Origin of the sequence: Streptomyces clavifer (assembly GCF_036345975.1) — a bacterium.
GTDB classification, from domain to species: domain Bacteria; phylum Actinomycetota; class Actinomycetes; order Streptomycetales; family Streptomycetaceae; genus Streptomyces; species Streptomyces clavifer.
In genome coordinates, this window is record NZ_CP107793.1 from 5,278,918 (window position 1) to 5,295,466 (window position 16,549).

12 protein-coding genes are annotated in these 16,549 nt (G+C 72.1%); 9 read left to right on the forward strand and 3 right to left on the reverse strand.

All coding sequences use genetic code 11. The features are described from left to right. Positions 1 to 134 precede the first annotated feature (134 nt). The 7 genes from OG927_RS23270 to OG927_RS23300 all read left to right on the forward strand — a co-directional run bounded on the left by OG927_RS23270 (position 135) and on the right by OG927_RS23300 (position 9,400). Positions 135 to 2,285, forward strand: a complete 2,151-nt coding sequence (locus tag OG927_RS23270) for a putative bifunctional diguanylate cyclase/phosphodiesterase (protein WP_124281115.1) — start codon at positions 135 to 137, stop codon at positions 2,283 to 2,285. A 203-nt stretch (positions 2,286 to 2,488) separates the two neighbouring features. After that, positions 2,489 to 2,785, forward strand: coding sequence for an Asp-tRNA(Asn)/Glu-tRNA(Gln) amidotransferase subunit GatC (gene gatC, locus OG927_RS23275; RefSeq protein ID WP_014048481.1), 297 nt, complete (start codon positions 2,489 to 2,491; stop codon positions 2,783 to 2,785). 5 nt (positions 2,786 to 2,790) lie between these two features. Beyond that, positions 2,791 to 4,293, forward strand: coding sequence for an Asp-tRNA(Asn)/Glu-tRNA(Gln) amidotransferase subunit GatA (gatA, locus tag OG927_RS23280; protein ID WP_330320720.1), 1,503 nt, complete (start codon positions 2,791 to 2,793; stop codon positions 4,291 to 4,293). Next, on the forward strand, positions 4,290 to 4,532 hold the full coding sequence (locus OG927_RS23285; protein ID WP_056794577.1) for a hypothetical protein: 243 nt from the start codon (positions 4,290 to 4,292) through the stop codon (positions 4,530 to 4,532). Before gatA ends, OG927_RS23285 begins: the two co-directional genes overlap by 4 nt. 16 nt (positions 4,533 to 4,548) lie before the next feature. Continuing rightward, positions 4,549 to 6,057, forward strand: coding sequence for an Asp-tRNA(Asn)/Glu-tRNA(Gln) amidotransferase subunit GatB (gene gatB / locus OG927_RS23290; protein ID WP_056794580.1), 1,509 nt, complete (start codon positions 4,549 to 4,551; stop codon positions 6,055 to 6,057). A 286-nt stretch (positions 6,058 to 6,343) separates the two neighbouring features. Continuing rightward, the gene (locus OG927_RS23295) at positions 6,344 to 8,563 is read left to right on the forward strand and encodes an MMPL family transporter (protein WP_330320721.1); all 2,220 of its coding nucleotides are present in this window, start codon (positions 6,344 to 6,346) and stop codon (positions 8,561 to 8,563) included. 237 nt (positions 8,564 to 8,800) lie between these two features. Further along, complete coding sequence (locus OG927_RS23300) at positions 8,801 to 9,400, forward strand: hypothetical protein (RefSeq protein ID WP_124281113.1); 600 nt, start codon at positions 8,801 to 8,803, stop codon at positions 9,398 to 9,400. A gap of 253 nt (positions 9,401 to 9,653) precedes the next feature. On the opposite strand, the gene OG927_RS23305 is transcribed toward OG927_RS23300, so the two are convergent. From OG927_RS23305 to OG927_RS23315, 3 genes are all read right to left on the reverse strand, one after another. Next, the gene (locus OG927_RS23305; protein WP_330320722.1) at positions 9,654 to 9,941 is read right to left on the reverse strand and encodes a DUF6191 domain-containing protein; all 288 of its coding nucleotides are present in this window, start codon (positions 9,939 to 9,941) and stop codon (positions 9,654 to 9,656) included. Between the two features lie 38 nt (positions 9,942 to 9,979). After that, positions 9,980 to 11,137 carry a PQQ-dependent sugar dehydrogenase gene (locus OG927_RS23310; RefSeq protein ID WP_206431780.1) on the reverse strand — a complete coding sequence of 386 codons (1,158 nt, stop codon included), beginning with the start codon at positions 11,135 to 11,137 and terminating at the stop codon, positions 9,980 to 9,982. A gap of 121 nt (positions 11,138 to 11,258) precedes the next feature. Beyond that, positions 11,259 to 12,215 (reverse strand): aldo/keto reductase, encoded by a 957-nt coding sequence (locus OG927_RS23315; RefSeq protein WP_056794847.1) that lies wholly within the window; start codon positions 12,213 to 12,215, stop codon positions 11,259 to 11,261. Between the two features lie 130 nt (positions 12,216 to 12,345). On the opposite strand from OG927_RS23315, the gene OG927_RS23320 reads away from it, so the two are divergent. Together OG927_RS23320 and OG927_RS23325 are read left to right on the forward strand one after the other, a co-directional pair. Continuing rightward, positions 12,346 to 13,308: a 2-hydroxyacid dehydrogenase gene (locus OG927_RS23320; RefSeq protein WP_330320723.1), complete on the forward strand. Its 963-nt coding sequence runs from the start codon at positions 12,346 to 12,348 to the stop codon at positions 13,306 to 13,308. 266 nt (positions 13,309 to 13,574) lie between these two features. Continuing rightward, positions 13,575 to 16,403: a putative bifunctional diguanylate cyclase/phosphodiesterase gene (locus OG927_RS23325; RefSeq protein ID WP_209469690.1), complete on the forward strand. Its 2,829-nt coding sequence runs from the start codon at positions 13,575 to 13,577 to the stop codon at positions 16,401 to 16,403. The last annotated feature ends 146 nt before the right edge of the window (positions 16,404 to 16,549 follow it).

A 16,549-nucleotide genomic window follows, 5' to 3' on the forward strand; every position in this document is an offset into this window, starting at 1 on the left:
CCTGCGGGCCCTCGGCGGCCTACTGTTGAGCGTGCCCCTGCCGTGCCCGGCCGCGTGGTGGGAATCGGGTCGTGGTGGCATGGGAGCGGGGCCCACTGTGGGACATCGGCACCGCCGGCTGTGAGAGGGACGGAATGAAACCGACCGAGAGTGCCGCGGTGGTGTCGCGGCTGCGAGGTTTCGCGGGCCTCACTTCGAAAGTGGGGGCCGTCGTCGTGGCGGTCGCCGCCGTCCAGCTGGCGACCGGCTTCTACCGGACGGTCCGCGACGGACACGCACTCTTCCCGGACGGCACAGCGGGCTGGTCGCTCGCCCTGCTCACCGGGATCATCGTCGGGCATCTGGTGGCCCTCGGGCGCGACCGCTGGTGGGGCGGCACCGGTTCCGGTGCCGCCCTCACCCTTGCGGTGCTGCTGCTCTACGGCTGGGTGCCCGCCGGCCTGGTCAGCCTCGTCGTCGTGGTGCTCGTCGGCACGGCCAGGCGGCACCGCTGGCGGCAGGGCCTGCTGCACGGCGCCGTCGACATACTCGGCATAGGGGCCGCCGCGCTCGTCCTGTCCGCGTTCGGGAACGTACCGACCGTCGAGGACCCCTGGCAGCCACTCCACTGGGGGATCGGCGCCGTACCGGAAGTCCTGCTCGCCGCGTCGACGTACCTCCTCGTCACCCGGGCCCTGCTCTGGTGCGCACAGGCGTCCCAGAGCGGCGGGCTGCCGACGATCGCCCGCACGGCGCTCCTGCGTCAGGGACTCGTCGCGGTCGCCCTGCTCGGCATCGCCCCGCTCATCTGTGTCGTGGCCTCGGCCGTGCCCGTGCTGCTGCCGCTCTTCGCCATCCCGCTGATCGCCCTCGACTCCACGCTCTGGATCGCCCGCGCACGGGCCGAGGAGCAGCTGAGGGATCCTCTGACCGGTCTGCCCAATCGTCAGTGGCTGCTGGAGAGGACGTGGACGGCGCTGGAGGAGGCCGGGAACACCGGCACCAGATCGGCCCTCGTCCTCATCGACCTCGACCGGTTCCGCGCCGTCAACGACACCCTCGGCCACCTGGCCGGGGACCGGCTCCTGCTCCAGATCGCCGACCGGCTGCGGATCGCCCTGCCGCGCGGGGCGGAGGCCGCGCGGCTGGGCGGCGACGAGTTCGCCGTACTGCTGCCGACCGCGGACTCCATCACCAGCGCCCAGCGCGTGGCACGCCACCTGGTCGCCGAGCTCTCCTCGCCCCTCGACCTCGACGGGCTCACGCTGGTGCTGGAGGCGAGCGCCGGTGTCGCGGTGCACCCCGACCACGCGCTGGACGCCGAAGGGCTGCTGCGGCGGGCGGACGTGGCCATGTACCAGGCCAAGCGGGACCGCACGGGCGTCGAGGTGTACGAGTCGAAGCGGGACAGCAACACCCCCGACCGCCTCGGTCTGCTGGGTGATCTCCGCCGTGCCCTGGACGCCCGGGAGGTGGAGCTCCACTACCAGCCGAAGGTCCGCTTCGACGGCCAGGTCGCCGGCCTCGAGGCGCTCGTACGCTGGGTGCATCCGGAGCGGGGGAGAGTCCCCCCGGACGAGTTCATCGCGATCGCGGAATCGTCCGGTCTGATGCCGCACCTCACCGAGTACGTGCTGGAGACGGCGCTCGCCCAGGTGGCCCGGTGGCGGGCGCAGGGACTGTTCGTGCCCGTCGCCGTCAACGTGTCGCCGCGCGACGTCCACACACCTGGCTTCGCGGGCAGCGTCGCCGCCCGGCTCGCCCGGCACGGCGTCCCGGCCGGTGCGCTGCAGCTGGAGATAACCGAGCACGTCCTGCTGGAGGACCCGCAGCGGGCCGCCGACACCCTGGCCGGCCTGACCGGGCACGGGGTGAAGATGTCACTCGACGACTTCGGCACCGGCTACTCCTCCCTGGTCCACCTCCGCAAGCTGCCGGTCAGCGAACTGAAGATCGACCGCTCGTTCGTGGCCCGGCTGGCCGTCGACAACGAGGACGCGGAGATCGTCCGCTGCACCATCGACCTGGCCCACTCGCTCGGCCTGCTCGTCGTCGCCGAGGGCGTCGAGGACGACGAGACCTGGGAACGGCTGCGGGACCTGCGCTGCGACGCGGTGCAGGGGTGGCTCGTCGCCGCCGCGATGCCGCCGCAGGAGACGACGGCCTGGCTGCGGGCGCGTGGCGAACACGGGTGGCGGCGGCCCGCGGAGCTGGCGGCCGCGGCCGCCGCGGCGGCGGCGATGCAGCCCGAGGCGGAGCAGCAGCGCCCGGCCGGGAGAGCGGTGACCGGCCCGGCGACGGCCTGAGGACACGCACCGGGGTGGCCCCGGTGGGGGCGTGAGCACGGGTGCCGGGGTGGGCCGGTGGCTGTTTTGTCCTCAATCGCGGTGAGGGCTCGGCGCGGCCGGAGCGGGGTCACCGGGCCGCAGCCGGGACAGCAGGCGGGGCAGTGGGCCGCGACCCCATAGGATTGGGCGAAAACCGCACACCAACCCCTGAGGATCGCTGCATGCCTGGCATCACGCGCGAGGAGGTCGCCCACCTCGCCCGGCTGGCGCGTCTGGAGCTGAAGGGCGAAGAGCTCGAGCACTTCGCCGGTCAGCTCGACGACATCATCGGCGCGGTCGCCCGCGTCTCCGAGGTCGCCGACCAAGACGTACCGCCGACCTCCCACCCGCTGCCGCTGACGAACGTCATGCGCGCGGACGAGGTCCGTCCGTCTCTCACCCCCGCGCAGGCACTCTCCGGCGCCCCGGCCCAGGAGCAGCAGCGTTTCAAGGTGCCGCAGATCCTGGGGGAGGACTAACAGCCATGACGGACATCAGCATCATCATCAAGCTCACCGCGGCCGAGACCGCCGCGAAGATCGCCTCCGGCGAGCTGACGGCCGTCGATGTCACCGAGGCCCACCTGGCCCGGATCGACGCCGTCGACGAGAAGGTCCACGCCTTCCTGCACGTCGACCGCGAGGGTGCGCTCGCGCAGGCCCGCGCCGTCGACGCCAAGCGTGAGGCGGGCGAGAAGCTCGGCCCGCTGGCCGGCGTCCCGCTCGCGCTCAAGGACATCTTCACCACGCAGGACATGCCGACGACCGTCGGTTCGAAGATCCTCGAGGGCTGGGTCCCGCCGTACGACGCGACCCTCACCAAGAAGCTGAAGGCGGCCGACGTCGTCATCCTCGGCAAGACCAACATGGACGAGTTCGCCATGGGGTCCTCCACCGAGAACAGCGCGTACGGTCCGACCGGCAACCCCTGGGACCTCACCCGCATCCCGGGCGGCTCCGGCGGCGGCTCCGCCGCGGCGCTGGCCTCCTTCGAGGCGCCGCTGGCCATCGGCACGGACACCGGCGGCTCCATCCGCCAGCCCGCCGCCGTCACCGGCACCGTCGGCGTCAAGCCCACCTACGGCGGCGTCTCCCGCTACGGCATGGTCGCCTTCTCCTCCTCCCTCGACCAGGGCGGCCCCTGTGCCCGTACGGTCCTGGACGCGGCGCTGCTGCACGAGGTGATCGCCGGACACGACCCGATGGACTCGACGTCCATCGACGCCCCGGTCCCGCCGGTCGTCGAGGCCGCGCGCAACGGCTCCGTCCAGGGCATGCGCGTCGGTGTCGTCAAGCAGTTCGCGGGCGAGGGCTACCAGGCCGGTGTCGTCCAGCGCTTCAACGAGTCGGTCGAGCTGCTGAAGTCGCTCGGCGCCACGGTCGTCGAGCTGGACTGCCCGTCCTTCGACCTCGCCCTCTCGGCGTACTACCTGATCGCGCCGTCCGAGTGCTCCTCGAACCTGGCCCGGTTCGACGCCATGCGCTACGGCCTGCGCGTCGGCGACGACGGCACCCGGTCCGCCGAGGACGTCACCGCCCTCACCCGTGAGGCCGGCTTCGGCGACGAGGTCAAGCGCCGCATCATCCTCGGTACGTACGCGCTCAGCTCCGGCTACTACGACGCGTACTACGGATCGGCCCAGAAGGTCCGCACCCTCATCACCCAGGACTTCGAGAAGGCCTTCGAGCAGGTGGACGTCATCGTCTCCCCGACGACGCCCACCACCGCCTTCCCGATCGGCGAGCGCGCCGACGACCCGATGGCGATGTACCTCGCGGACCTGTGCACCATCCCGACCAACCTCGCCGGCAACTCCGCCATGTCGCTGCCCTGCGGTCTGGCTCCGGAGGACGGCCTGCCGGTCGGACTGCAGATCATCGCCCCCGCCATGAAGGACGACCGGCTGTACAAGGTCGGAGCAGCCGTCGAGGCCGCTTTCGTGGAAAAGTGGGGGCACCCACTGCTTGAGGAGGCTCCGTCACTATGAGCGCAATGGCTAAGAAGGCCAAGAACTTCAAGAAGTCCAAGTCCGGCGTGTACGTGTCCCTGGGCACCACCGCCTTCGGCGCACTCAGCGTCGTCAAGCAGGCGAGGATGGCCCGCCAGGACAGCGACACGCTGCGCCTGATCGACGCCGCGGTCTCCGCCGCCGCGATCGTGACCGGACTCGCGATTCTCTACCGCGAACTCAAGCGTCTCGGCGACGACGACGTCCTGCTGGGCTGAGAGGGAAAGTTTCACCGTGACTGTCATCGACCTGGAGTCGTACGAGGACGCCCTCGCGACGTACGACCCCGTCATGGGCCTCGAGGTCCATGTCGAGCTCGGCACCAAGACCAAGATGTTCTGCGGGTGCTCCACCGAGCTCAAGCAGGACGCCAACTCGCAGACCTGCCCGGTCTGCCTCGGGCTGCCCGGCGCGCTGCCGGTCGTCAACGAGATCGGCATCGAGTCCGCCGTCAAGATCGGGCTCGCGCTGAACTGCGAGATCGCCGAGTGGTGCCGCTTCGCCCGGAAGAACTACTTCTATCCGGACATGCCGAAGAACTTCCAGACCTCGCAGTACGACGAGCCGATCGCCTTCGACGGCTATCTGGACGTCCAGCTGGAGGACGGTGAGATCTTCCGCGTGCAGATCGAGCGCGCCCACATGGAGGAGGACACCGGCAAGTCGACGCACGTCGGCGGTGCCACCGGCCGCATCCACGGCGCCTCGCACTCGCTGCTCGACTACAACCGTGCGGGCATCCCGCTCATCGAGATCGTCACCAAGCCGATCGAGGGGGCCGGCGCACGCGCCCCCGAGGTCGCCAAGGCGTACGTCGCCGAGCTCCGCGAGCTCATCAAGGCACTCGGTGTCTCGGAGGCCCGGATGGAGATGGGCCAGATGCGCTGCGACGTGAACCTGTCGCTGCGTCCCCACGGCACCGAGAAGTTCGGTACGCGCTCCGAGACGAAGAACGTCAACTCGTTGCGTTCCGTCGAGCGCGCCGCCCGCTTCGAGATCCAGCGCCACGCCGCGGTGCTGAACTCCGGCGGGACGATCGTGCAGGAGACCCGGCACTTCCACGAGGAGGACGGCTCCACCACGGCCGGCCGCATCAAGGACAACGCCGAGGACTACCGCTACTTCCCCGAGCCCGACCTGGTGCCGGTCGCGCCGGCCCGCGCCTGGGTCGAGGAGCTCCGCCAGGGGCTCCCCGAGCTGCCGCGGCTGCGCCGCAAGCGGCTCAAGGACGAGTGGGGCGTCAACGAGCACGACATGCAGTCCATCCTGAACGCGGGGGCGGTCGACCTGATCGTCGCCACCACGGACGCGGGCGCCCCCTCCGACCAGGCCCGCAAGTGGTGGATGGGCGAGCTCGCCCGTAACGCCAACGAGACCGGCCGCAGCCTGGACGAGCTGCCCGTCACCCCGGCGCAGGTCGCCCGGGTGGCCGAGCTCGTCACCTCCGGCGACCTCAACGACAAGCTGGCGCGCCAGGTCCTGGAGGGTGTCCTCGCGGGCGAGGGCGACCCGGACACCGTCGTCGAGAAGCGCGGTCTGAAGGTCGTCTCGGACGAGGGCGCGCTGGGCACCGCGGTCGACGAGGCCATCGCGGGCAACGCCGCGATCGCCGACAAGATCCGCGGTGGCAAGGTCGCCGCGGCGGGTGCGCTGGTCGGGGCGGTCATGAAGGCCACCCGCGGCCAGGCGGACGCGGCGCGGGTGCGCGAGCTGATCCTGGAGAAGCTCGGCGTCGAGGGCTGAACGGGTGGGGCGCGGGGGCGGACACCGCCCCCGGAGCGTCCCGAGCCGGGGCCCAGGCCGTCTGGCGGACCTGTGTGAACGAAAGGGCGGTGCACCCCGGACCACGGGGGTGCACCGCCCTCCGTGTGACCGCTGTGGCTACCGTCAAGTCCTGTGACCATGGCCACGAAAAGGGCAAATGATCACGATTGGCTGACAGAGTGAGGCATCTCAGGTCATGCGACCTTTGCGGGATGTTCCCCCTTATGTCCCCGCGCGGGTCCACGAACCCTCAGGAGCACCTCCGTTGGCCGCCATCGCACGCTGGTGTCTCAGGCACCGCCTCGCCGCCGTCCTCATCTGGCTGATCGCCCTCGGCGGCGCCGCCACCGCGGCCGGCTTCGCGGGGTCCGCGTACTCCAACGACTACGAGGTGCCCGGCACCGAGTCGGGCCGCGCGGGTGAGCTCCTCCAGGAGGGGTTCACCGATCTCGGCGGCGACACCGACACGGTGGTCTGGCACACCGAGGGCCCCACCGTCCGCGCCACCGACGTCGAACGGACGATGACCAGGACACTGGCGGCCATCGAGGCCCTGCCCGGCGTCGGGGACGTCACCGGCCCCTACGGTGCGGCCGGCAACGGGCAGGTCAGCGCGGACAGCCGTACCGCCTACGCCACGATCACCTTCGACCACCGGGCCGACGAGATCCCGCAGGAACAGGCGCAGGCCGTCGTCGACACCGCGAAGGAGGCCGCGAGCGACGGGCTCCAGGTCGAGCTCGGCGGCACCGCCGTCGCCCTGACCGAGGCACCGGCCCTCCACCTCAGCGAGGCCATCGGGGTCGTCGTCGCCGCCCTGGTCCTCTTCCTCGCCTTCGGCTCGCTCGCCGCCAGCCTGCTGCCCATCGCCACCGCCCTCGTCTCCGTCGGGACGGCGTACGCGGGCATCGTGCTGCTCGGGCACGTCATGACCGTCGCCGACTTCGCACCGATGCTGGGCATGCTCATCGGTCTCGGTGTCGGCATCGACTACGCGCTGTTCATCGTCACCCGGCACCGCACCGGACTGCGCCGCGGCCTGTCCGTCCCCGAGGCCGCACAGAACGCCATAGTCACCACCGGGCGCGCCGTCGTCTTCGCCGGAGCCACCGTCTGCGTCGCCCTGCTCGGCATGCTGGTCCTGCGGCTCGGCTTCCTCAACGGCGTCGCCATCGCCGCGTCCCTCACCGTGGTGCTGACCGTCGCCGCGTCCGTGACCCTGCTGCCCGCCCTGCTCTCCTTCATCGGCATGCGGGCGCTGAGCCGGCGCGAGCGCAGGCAGCTCGCCGAGCACGGACCGCAGCCCGAACGGACCACCGGCTTCGCGGCCCGCTGGTCCGCGTTCGTCGAACGGCACCCCAAGCTGCTCGGAGCGGTCGCCGCCGCCGTCATGGCGGTGCTCGCCCTGCCCACCCTCGGGCTGCACCTGGGCACCTCCGACCAGGGCAACAACCCCGCCACGGCGACCACCCGGCAGGCGTACGACCTGCTGGCCGACGGGTTCGGCCCCGGTGTCAACGGGCCGCTGACGATCGCCGCCCACCTCGACGGAGCCGACGACCGGCTCGCCCTGGACGGCCTGCCCGGCGTGCTGCGGGACACCGACGGTGTCGCCTCCGTGAGCCCGGTCACGTACAACAGCAGCGGCGACACGGCGTTCGTCACCGTCGTCCCGGAGTCCGCCCCGCAGTCCCAGCGGACCAGCGAACTCGTCGACCGGCTGCGCGACGACGTCCTGCCGCCGGTACAGGACCACACGTCCCTCCAGGTCCACGTGGGCGGTGTGACCGCCAGCTACGACGACTTCGCCGAGATCATCATCGGCAAGCTCCCGCTCTTCGTCGGGGTCGTCATCGGCCTCGGCTGCCTGCTCCTGCTGCTGGCCTTCCGGTCCCTCGCCATCCCGCTGAAGGCGGCCGTGATGAACGTGGCCGCCGTCGCCGCCTCGTTCGGGGTCGTCGTCGCGGTCTTCCAGTGGGGCTGGGGCAGCGAACTGCTGGGACTCGGCAGCGCGGGCCCGATCGAGCCCTTCCTGCCGGTGATCATGGTGTCCGTGCTCTTCGGGCTCTCGATGGACTACCAGGTCTTCCTCGTCGGCCGGATGTACGAGGAGTGGCTGGAGACCGGCGACAACCGCAGATCGGTCCGGGTCGGCCTCGCCGAGACCGGCCGGGTGATCAACTCCGCCGCCGTCATCATGATCTCGGTCTTCCTCGCCTTCGTGCTCAGCGGGGACCGCGTCATCGCGATGTTCGGCATCGCGCTGGCCGCCGCCGTCGCACTCGACGCCTTCGTCCTGCGCACCCTGCTGGTGCCCGCCCTGATGCACATGCTGGGCGGTGCGAACTGGTGGCTGCCCGCCCCGCTGGACCGCCTGCTCCCGCGCATCAGCATCGAGCCGCCGGACCGGACGGCGCCGCGTGCGGGGATCCCGGGGGAGCGCGCCGACGACCAGGACCGGCTCGTCACGCAGCGCATCCACTGAGACCGAGGCACGCACCGTGCGGAGTGGATCGCCTCCGCCGCCGGCCTCCGCAGCATCGCGGTGGCCGAGCGGCTCGGCGTGAAGCGCGGCGGCGTGCCGCGCGAGGCGTACCGGTACCGGGGAGAGCGCCACGGCGGGCAGATCTGGTCCGTGCCGGCCGCGGACTGGCGTGCCGTACGGGCATGGGGGAACGGCGCGTTAAGGAGGTTCTCATCCGGGCCCCCTAGCGTGCGGCGCATGAAGACCACCCCCTCCACACCCGCATCCGCTGCCGACGACACCGAGGAGAGGACGGCGACGGACGAGGCCGCCGCGCCGGACCTGACGAAGTCCGGACCCGCCGACGCATCCCCCGCCACCGAGGCCGCCACCGACGCGGCGGCTGAGGACGACGACCTGGAGTCCGACCCCTACGAGGACGCGGAGGCCGTCGCCTCCTCCTCGGCCGGCACGGGCGCCGCAGCCGTCGTCGCCGCCGCGCTCGGTGTCATCTCCCTCTCGGGCGCCTGGTCCGGCCGGGTCGCCGCCGAGCGCGAGACCCTGATCGGGCAGATCAAGACCTCCGGCGGCGGCAGCGCCGCCCAGCAGATCTCCGAGATCTACGCCGACGCCTGGCACACCACGGCCCTCGTCAACGGGCTGTTCGCACTCCTGGCGCTGCTGGTCGGCGTCCTCGTCCTGGTCCGCCCCGCCTTCGGTCCCCCCGCCGCCGGCCCGCAGCCGGGCTGGATCCGCTCCGTCGCCCTGGCGGGCATCGCGCTCGGCGTGCTCGGAGTCCTCATCTCCGTGGGGATGTACTTCGACCTCATCGTCGGCCTGCCCACCGCGGCGGGGTAGCGCGGCCGCTCCTGCCGTTCCTGTTCCCCGACCCGTTCCGCCCCGGTGGGCGGGCGGCGCACCGTCCGCCGAACCGTGTCGTGCGGCGGACGCCGTGCCCTGTCGTGCCGCGGACGCCGCGCCGCGGCTGCCGTACGCGCGTTTCGGTTCCGGCTGTACGCCGGTGTGCTTCGGTTCCGGCCGTACGCCGTGGGGTGAGCCGGTCGGGGCTCGGCGTCCCGGGCTCCGGACGGGCCGAGAGGATGCCGGGCGGTCAGCCGTGCGGCCCGCGCGGGGCGTCCTCGGCCGCGCCGGGCGGGCCCGGCACGGTGCCGGCGCGGGTGCCGCCCGGCGGGGGCTCGGGCGGGACGTCGCCCGGCCCGTCCGGTGCGCCCGGCCCCGGAGGCGGGCGCCGGAGCGTCACCTTGCCCGCCGTGAGGTCTATCGGGCCCCTCGCAGGGTCGCCGATGCCCAGGTCCACCCGGCTCAGCTCCAGCCGCTTCTGCTCCGCGGCCGTGTGCTTGCGGCCCGGAGCGAACAGTTCCTCGAAGAAGTTGAACACCGGTCGTGCTCCCTCCGACGTGCTGCCCCGGCCGGCCGCTACCGCACCTTCAGCAGCAGGATCCGGTCGTCGCCCGGCTTCGGGGTGGCGCGTCCGTCCGTATTGCTCGTGACCACCCACAGCTTGTCACCGCCCGCCGCGAGCACGGTGCGCAGCCGGCCGTAGGTCCCCTCCAGGAACGCCTGGGGCGGTGCCAGAGGTTCCTTCACCGTGCCCGACAGCGGGATCCGCCACAGCCGTTCGCCGCGCAGCCCCGCCATCCAGACCGAGCCCTCCGCGAACGCGATGCCGCTCGGGGACGCCTCCGAGGTCTTCCACTGGGCCACCGGGTCGACGAACCCGGCCTCGCCCTTCCTGCCCTCGACCTCGGGCCAGCCGTAGTTCTTCCCCGGCTCGATCCTGTTCAGCTCGTCCCAGGTGTCCTGGCCGAACTCGGCCGCCCAGAGCCGCTTCTCCCCGTCCCAGGCGAGACCCTGCACATTGCGGTGTCCGTACGAGTACACGACCGAGTCGGCCTCCGGGTTGCCGTGGACCGGCTCGCCGTCAGGGGTCATCCGCAGGATCTTGCCGGCCAGTGACGCCTTGTCCTGGGCGAGGCCGGTGTCACCCGTCTCGCCGGTGCCCGCGTACAGCATGCGGTCGGGGCCGAACGCGATCCGGCCGCCGTTGTGGACGAAGCCCTTCGGGATGCCCCGCAGGATCGTGTCGGGGGCGCCCAGCTGCCGACCCGCCGGCTTGCCCTCGTCGTACTGGAGGCGGGCGATGCGGTTGTCCGAGGCGGTGGTGAAGTACGCGTACACCAAATGGTCCGCGCCGTACGTCGGCGCGACCGCGAGGCCGAGCAGGCCGCCCTCTCCGGACGGTGCGACTCCGGGCACGGAGCCCAGCAGCGTCTTCCTGCCGCTGTCCCCGTCGATCCGGCTGATCGTCGCCCCGTCGCGCGAGGCCACCAGCAGATCACCGCCGGGCAGCGCCGCGAGGCCCCAGGGGGACGCGAGGTCCTCCGTGAGCGTCGACACGACGTCCACCGACCCCTTGGCCGGCGGCAGGTCGGCCGGCGGGCTCGACGAGGCCGGGGGAGCGGACGAGGTGTTCGCCGGGGGAGAGGACGGGTCCTTCCCTCCGGCCGCCGAGCCGGCGTCCGACGAGCAGGCGGACGACAGCAGCAGGGAGGCCGACGCGAACGCGGCCACCATCCCCTTGCGCACCGCAGGAGTTTGCACAGCACCGATCCTTTCGACGGTGAGCGTGACTACCGTTCATACACGGCTGCTCCGCCGTGGGTTCCGGTCTCCGCCCATTCTCCCCGCCACGTGATCAGTACCACGACCCGCGCGCCCGCGGCAGCCCGTCGATCTCCGCCAGATCCCCGTCCGTGAGCGCCACGGCCGCCGCACCGGCGTTCTCCACGGCCCACTGCTCGCGCTTCGTGCCCGGCACCGGTACCACGTGCCGCCCCTGCCGCAGCACCCACGCCAGCGCCACCTGCGCCGGAGTCGCGCCGTGCCGCTCCGCGATCCGCCGCAGACCCGCCACCACCGGCTGGTTGGCCGCCATCATCTCCGCGGTGAAGCGGGGGTGCCTGGCCCGCGGATCGTCCGGCTCGAAGCCTTGACCGGGCTTCAGCGTCCCCGTCAGGTAGCCGTTGCCGAGCGGCATCGCGGCGAGTACGCCCACACCCCGCGCTGCACACCACGGCAGCAGGTCCTCCAGCGCCTCCGGCGACCACACGGAGAGCTCCGCCTGGACCGCGCTGACGGGGAAGACCTGCTGGACCCGCTCCAGCTGCCGGATCGTTCCGTCATGCATCCGCGCCCCCGGCCGGCGCCCGGCGCGCGCCCCGACCGCGCTCAGGCCCAGCGCCCGCACCTTGCCCGCCGTGACCAGGTCCGCCATCGCGCCCCAGGTCTCCTCCACCGGTACCTCGGGGTCGGCCCTGTGCAGCTGGTACAGATCGATCACATCGGTCTGCAGCCGCCGCAGCGAGGCGTCGCAGGCCCGGCGCACATATCCGGGCCGCCCGTTGGCGACGATGTGCTGGTCGCCCACCAGCAGACCGCACTTGGTGGAGAGGAAGGCCTCGGACCGGCGCCCCTTGACCGCGCGCCCGACCAACAGCTCATTGGTGAACGGACCGTACATATCGGCCGTGTCGAGCAGTTGGACGCCCGCGTCCAGTGCCGCGTGCACCGTCCGCAGCGAACGGTCACCACGCTGTTGCGACGTGCTGTAGGCCCAGCTCATCGGCATACAGCCCAGCCCGACCGCGCCCACGGCGAGCGCCGCCGAGCCGATTGTCCTGCGCTCCAACTCCCCGAACCCTCCCTCGGTCCCGCCGTCACGGGACCACACCGCCCCCAAAGTAACCTCTGCCGCCCCGCGCCCTTCGCATAGCCTCCTGACCATGACTTCGACACGGACTTCGACACCCGCGACCGACGTATGGCTGCCGATCGCGGCCGCCGAGATGGACGGACTCCCCGAGGGTCTCAACTACCGTTTCTGGGACGGCGGCCGGGACTACCCGTCGGACCCCGCGGACTGCGCGTTCTACGTGGTTCCGTACATGAAGGGTGCGGAGGTCGCCGTCCGCCCGCTCAAGGCCATGAGCGCGGTCCAGGTGGTGCAGACGCTCTCCGCCGGTATCGACCACGTGGAGCCGGGGCTCGGGCTGCTGCCCGCCGGAGTGCGGCTGTGCAACGCCAAGGGGGTGCACGAGGCATCGACCGCCGAGCTCGCGCTCGCGCTGGTCCTCGCCTCGCTGCGGGGCCTTTCCGGCTTCATACAGGGCCAGGGCAGGGAGGAGTGGCGGTCCGGCTTCTATCCGGCGCTCGCCGACAAGTCCGTGCTCATCGTGGGCTACGGGTCGATCGGCGCGGCCATCGAGGACCGGCTCGAACCCTTCGAGTGCGCGCGGGTGGTGCGCGTCGCACGCTCCGCACGGGCAGCCGGGCGCGGCCCCGTGCACGCGCTCGAGGACCTGCCCGCCCTGCTGCCCGCGGCGGACGTCGTCATCCTGTCCACCCCGCTGAACCCGTCCACACAAGGGCTGGTGGACGCAGGCTTCCTCGCGGCGATGCGGGACGGCGCGCTCCTCGTGAACGTCGCGCGGGGGCCGGTGGTGGACACCGCGGCGCTGCTCTCCGAGCTCGAATCCGGGCGCCTGCGGGCCGCACTCGACGTCACCGACCCCGAACCCCTGCCCGCGGGTCACCCCCTCTGGCATGCTCCCCACGTCCTCATCACGCCCCATGTGGGCGGCAGTACCTCGGCGTTCCTGCCGCGCGCCAAGCGTCTGCTGGCCGGACAGCTCACCCGGTTCGCCGCAGGGCAGCCGGTCGACAACCTCGTACTCACGACCGACTGAGCACGCTGCGAATCGGTTCGGCTGCACACCGTTCCCGCAACACCCCTCATGGTCACGGAGCGTAGAGAAGCTATGTCCCTGAGTGACGACTCTGGTGTATCGTCCGGAGGGGGCTGCGTCGTGGCAGGGACGGCGCCGGGGAGGAAGCAGAACGCGAGGGGGCGACGAGTGGTGTGCGGCCAGTGGACGGACGGTCAGGTGCGGCAGGGCGGACGGGTGCGGTCGACGACGCCCAGGGCGCCGGGCCCGGCCCGGGGAGCTCTGCGGTGAGCGCCCTCGGGGCCCTGCTCTCCCGGCGGCCGGCCACCGGCCGGAACGCGGGGCTGCGCTCCCAGCTGATTCTCGCCGCCATCTGCGCGGGGTACGCCGTGGGGGCGGCCACCGGCTGGGGCTCACCGGGACTCGCCCTGTTCATGGGCGACTTCGGGCTCAGTGTCGCCGCCCTGATCGCCGCCGTGTCGTGCTTCCTCTACGCCCGCACGAGCGGTATCCGCTACAGGCCCGCCTGGCTGCTGTTCTCGCTCTCCTCCGCCATGGCCGCCGGCGGCAACGCGGTCTGGGGCTGGTACGAGGTGGTCCTGGGGCGCCCCGTGCCCTCCCCGTCGCTCGCCGACCTCTTCTTCCTCTGCTTCGCGCCGCCCGCCATTGTCGGACTGCTCGTCCTCGCCAAACGACCCGTCACCCGGGCCGGCTGGGTCTGCCTGGTCCTGGACGCCTGGCTGATCGGCGGTTCCCTGCTGACGCTCTCCTGGAGCCTCGCACTCGCCCACACCGCCCACGTGGCCAACGCCGAGGGCGAGAGCGTGGCCCGGGCCGCGCTCACGCTGGCCTACCCGCTGCTCGACATCGTGCTGGTCTCCATGGTGCTCGCACTGCACTTCCGGCGGGTCCACGGCAACCGCTCCGCGGTGAACACCGCCATCGCAGGGCTCGCCCTGACCGTGCTGTGCGACGCCCTCTTCACCTCACCGCTGCTGCGCTCGGCCTACAGTTCCGGCCAACTGCTGGACGCCGGCTGGTTCGCCGGCTCCCTGCTCCTGGCGTACGCACCCTGGGGCGCCCGCCACGTCCAGGACAACGCTGTCGAGCCCGGCCGTGAGCCGCGGACCGCCAGCCGGCCGATCGCCGGTTCCCTGGCGGCGCTCACGCCGTACCTGGCCGCGGCCGTCTGCACCCTCGGCATCCTCTACAACGTGGTCGAGGACCGCAGCACCGACCGGGTCGTCGTCCTCACCGGCTGCGCGGTCGTGCTCGCCCTGGTCGTGCGTCAGGCCATCATGCTCCTCGACAACATCGCCCTCACCCAGGAGCTGGCGCAGAAGGAGAACCACTTCCGCTCCCTGGTGCAGGGATCCAGCGACGTCATCATGATCGCCGCCCCCACCGGGGTCCTGCGCTACGTGAGCCCGGCGGCGGCCGGCGTCTACGGGCGCGAGGCCGAGGACCTCGTCGGCGCCGAGCTGGCGTCGATCATCCACCCCGAGGATCTCGGGGGAGTGGTCCACGAGGTGCGGCGGTTCCTCGCGGCCCCGTCCTGCGAGGAACCCACCACCCGGATCGAGTGCCGCTTCAGATCGGGCACCGGCGACTGGCTGCACGTCGAGTCCACCGTCAACCGCCACCAGGGCGGCCTGCTGCTCAACAGCCGCGACGTGACGGAGCGGGTCAGGCTGCAGGCACAGCTCCAGCACAACGCCGAGCACGACCCGCTCACGGACCTGCCCAACCGCGCGCTGTTCACCGCCCGGGTCAGCAAGGCGCTGGGCGGCAGGCGCGCCGGCGACCCGGGCACAGCCGTCCTCTTCATCGACCTCGACGGCTTCAAGGCCGTCAACGACTCCATCGGCCACCAGGCGGGGGACGAGCTCCTCATCCAGGCCGCCCGCCGCCTCCAGGAGTCCGTCCGCGCCTCGGACACCGCGGCACGCCTCGGAGGTGACGAATTCGCGGCGCTCATCGTCGGCGACGGCACCCGCGACCAGGCCGCCAGGGAGTACCAGGTCCACGAGATCGCCGAACGGCTGCGGCTCACGCTCTCCCAGCCGTACCGGATCGGCACCGGAGAGGTCCGCGTGGCCGCCTCCATCGGCGTCGCGTTCGCCGAGCCCTCCATCACGCCCAAGGACCTCATGCGCAACGCCGACCTCGCGATGTACCGCGCGAAGGCGGGCGGCAAGGACCGGGTCGAGCTGTACGCCCCCCAGATGCAGGCCGAGGTGGTGCACCGCTCCGAGCTCGCCGCACGGCTCCGCACGGCCCTGCGCGAGGGTGAGTTCGCCCTGCTGCACCAGCCCGTCGTCCATCTGGCCAGCGGCACCGTCGCGGCCGTCGCCGCCCAGGCGCGCTGGCGCTCCGCCCAGGGCATCCTGTTCACCCCCGCCGAATTCCTCCGGGTCGCCGATGACAGCGACCGTGCCGCCGAGCTGGGCAGCTGGCTGCTGGAGGAGGCCGTCGAGCAGGCCGCCGACCGGGCCCTGGCCGGGCACCCGGTCTCCGTCTCGGTCCGCGTATCGGCCGGCAGGCTCCTGGACCGGGCGCTGCCCTTCAGCTCCGTCGAGGCGCTCCTCACCCGGCACGGGCTGCCCTCCGGCGCCCTGATGATCGAGGTGTCGGACAACGACCCCGGGGTCTCCTTCGAGGACCTGGAACAGCGGCTGGTCGCGCTGCGCCGGCTCGGCGTCCGGATCGCGCTCGACGGCTTCGGCAGCGGATACGCCGCGATCAACGCCCTGCGCAGGCTCCCCATCGACGTGCTGAAGCTGGACCGGGGCCTCGTCGAGGGCATCGCGGAGTCCGCGCGGGTGCACAAGATCACCAGTGGTCTCCTGCGGATCGCCGGCGACCTCGGCATGCAGTCCGTGGCCGACGGGGTGGACCTGCCCGAGCAGGTGCGTGCCCTGCGTGCCATGGGGTGCACGCACGGGCAGGGCATGGCCTTCTCCGGGCCGCTCGACGAGTACCGGCTGCGACGCACCCTCATCCGCGGGAAGTTCCCCGTCCCGGGCGGCGGTCCGGCCGCTCAGCCGGTGCTCGCGGGCGGCTCGATCCCGCTGCAATGCCGCTCACATGATGAGACGCCCGTCCCACCCACTTGACACCGTACGCGTGCCGGAGAGAGGGTCAATGCCATGCGCACCCGAATTCTCGTACTTGGAAAGCGCGTCGGCTGAAGCAGGGTCACTCATGGACACCTTGCAGACCGCACCGGCGCGCTCCCCTCGCTTGCCTCACGGCACGAGGG

What these genes read in the sequence shown, in the direction of transcription:
- OG927_RS23270 (WP_124281115.1), top strand. Translation starts at nt 135, where the DNA reads ATGAAACCGACCGAGAGTGCCGCGGTGGTGTCGCGGCTGCGAGGTTTC.
- gatC (WP_014048481.1), top strand. Translation starts at nt 2,489, where the DNA reads ATGCCTGGCATCACGCGCGAGGAGGTCGCCCACCTCGCCCGGCTGGCG.
- gatA (WP_330320720.1), top strand. Translation starts at nt 2,791, where the DNA reads ATGACGGACATCAGCATCATCATCAAGCTCACCGCGGCCGAGACCGCC.
- OG927_RS23285 (WP_056794577.1), top strand. Translation starts at nt 4,290, where the DNA reads ATGAGCGCAATGGCTAAGAAGGCCAAGAACTTCAAGAAGTCCAAGTCC.
- OG927_RS23300 (WP_124281113.1), top strand. Translation starts at nt 8,801, where the DNA reads ATGAAGACCACCCCCTCCACACCCGCATCCGCTGCCGACGACACCGAG.
- OG927_RS23310 (WP_206431780.1), bottom strand. Translation starts at nt 11,137, where the DNA reads ATGGTGGCCGCGTTCGCGTCGGCCTCCCTGCTGCTGTCGTCCGCCTGC.
- OG927_RS23320 (WP_330320723.1), top strand. Translation starts at nt 12,346, where the DNA reads ATGACTTCGACACGGACTTCGACACCCGCGACCGACGTATGGCTGCCG.